The organism is Streptomyces sp. MUSC 14, assembly GCF_001866675.1.
GTDB lineage: Bacteria > Actinomycetota > Actinomycetes > Streptomycetales > Streptomycetaceae > Streptomyces.
The window spans coordinates 1-1,955 of sequence record NZ_MLYN01000134.1 but is presented as its reverse complement, the minus strand read 5'-3'; the positions used below and the strand labels follow the sequence as shown (position 1 = coordinate 1,955).

Annotated in this window: 2 protein-coding genes and 2 pseudogenes; 3 read left to right on the top strand and 1 reads right to left on the bottom strand. The window is 65.9% G+C overall.

Features of this window, described 5'->3' with window-relative positions; genetic code table 11:
- The 3 genes and pseudogenes from BIV25_RS45990 to BIV25_RS45980 form a co-directional block, all read left to right on the top strand.
- A pseudogene (locus tag BIV25_RS45990) lies at nt 1-511 on the top strand (IS5 family transposase); the annotation flags it as partial.
- On the top strand, nt 508-1,065 hold the full coding sequence (locus BIV25_RS50690) for a hypothetical protein (protein ID WP_143076853.1): 558 nt from the start codon (nt 508-510) through the stop codon (nt 1,063-1,065). The pseudogene BIV25_RS45990 and the gene BIV25_RS50690, both read left to right, overlap by 4 nt.
- 416 nt (nt 1,066-1,481) lie before the next feature.
- A complete protein-coding gene (locus BIV25_RS45980) occupies nt 1,482-1,673 on the top strand; it encodes a hypothetical protein (RefSeq protein ID WP_071378567.1) in 192 nt (63 codons plus the stop codon).
- Nucleotides 1,674-1,830: 157 nt separating this feature from the next.
- Here the strand turns inward: BIV25_RS45980 and BIV25_RS45975 are convergent.
- A pseudogene (locus BIV25_RS45975) lies at nt 1,831-1,955 on the bottom strand (IS5/IS1182 family transposase); the annotation flags it as partial.

Genomic DNA, 1,955 nt, shown 5'->3' with positions numbered 1-1,955 from the left:
CCTCAGTGATCGTGGATGCGGCCTCGGTCCGTGCGAAAAGGGGGGATCGCTGACCGGGCGCAATCCGGTTGACCGGGGCAAGAAGGGCAGCAAGCTGCACGTCCTGTCCGATGCTCAGGGCTTACCCTTGGCGCTCGGTGTGTCCGGTGCGAACGTCCATGACAGTCAGGCTCTGCTGCCGCTGGTCCTGGGCATACCCGCAATCCGGTCGCGGCGCGGTCCGCGCCGGCGCCGTCCCGGCAAGCTCCGCGCGGACAAGGCCTACCACTCCGCCGAGCACCTGAGGTGGCTGCGCAGCCGCGGCGTCATCCCACGCATCGCCCGTCCGGGCATCGAATCCAGCGAGCGACTCGGCCGACACCGGTGGAAGATCGAAAGGTCGATCTCCTGGCTCTTCGGCTACCGCCGACTCACCGTACGGTACGAGCGGAAAGGCGCACACTTTCTCGGCTTCCTCGGTCTCGCGGCCGCACTGACCTGCTACAAGAAGCTGACCAACCTCACCACGTGAGACAGGTTCTTAAGGTGGGGAATCGCGGCTGCGGCGACGGGGATGAGCGTGCTGGCCATGCTCCCCGGCACGGCACAAACCGCGCCGACAGCGTCAAGCCGGCCTGTGCGTTTGGCGAGATCACCGGTTCGGGCAACCTGTCCAACGCACCGACGTCCAGGAAGGCCGGGCAGAACCTGGTCACCTACACCACCGTGCGCAACGCCAAGTCGGCGCCGCTGCCGGGAGTGTTCTTCGATTACCAAATGGCGGCGCCCAGCAACCACAAGGGCGCGACGCCAACCGTCTGGTGGAAGTTCAACGGCGGGTCATGGCAGCACATGATCATGACCTGGAACCCGGCGACGAAGGTGTCTACCGCGCAGTGGGAGGGCGGTGATGCCGTCCTCGGCAGCCCTCCCAGCAACACCACCTGCAGGTTGGAGATGACCGTCGACTACCCGTCGGGCGCGACGCGGGGCTTCTACGCCGGGACCGTTCTGGCGGGAGCGAAGACGTGCGAATCTCAGTTGCTGGGAGCGTTCCCGGTATCCACGGCGTACGAGCCGCGGTAGTCACCTGTCACAGGAGTGCAGACAGTCACAGCAGCAGCGAGTGTCTAACTGCGTGACAACGCCGATGGACGGCGGCGGACGCCCGCGCACAGCTACGGACCGTCGCAGCAGGTGAGAGGCACACCAGCCCAAGGTCGAGCGCCCGCCCAAGTTGCTTCGGGATGAAGAGGTCGTGGGTTCAAATCCCGCCACCCCGAGAGCCAAGGTCAGAGTGCCCTTACCGAATCGGTGAGGGCACTCTGGTCGTGGTTCGCGCGGAGTTCCCGTCCCGTCTGCCTCCGACCGAGACCAAGCCGAGCAGCCTTGCCCCTCGGTGTCCAGATCGTTCGTACAGTGGCGCGCTCCATCTGGCACCGCGGGCACAGTGCGCCGCCTGGGCACCGTAAGCTCTCCTCCCGAGCAAGGGGGCATCTCTCATGGGGCTGGGCGTGGCTGTCGGTTTCCTGCTTCTGCTTGCGGCCGTCCTGACTGCCATAGCGACGACGCTGTCCGCTTCCAGGGGCGTACGCCTACGCAAGGCCATTCTTTTTGGCTGCGGCGTGGGCGCGCTGGCCACCTTGGTGCCCGTACTGCTGTTCACCATTCTGGTCATCGCCCCTCACTTGTAGGGCTATGCGTAGCTGAGGAGGTCGTGCCAGACGCGTGCCAGATCGTGCGGGGAACCACGGGGAACACCGGGGAAACAACGGACCCACCCACCAGGGGTCGGCCTCTCCCGCCGCAGGTCAGCCCCGAAGCGGCCCCCAGATCACTTTAGACGTCATCTCATTTGGTGAGTCTGCGGCAGCAGATGAGGGTGCAAGCGATGCTGGTGAAGGCGAGGAAGTGCTCGGCTTTGCGCTCGTAGCGGCGGTGCAGCCGGCGGCATCCAGCGAGCCAGGACATCGTGC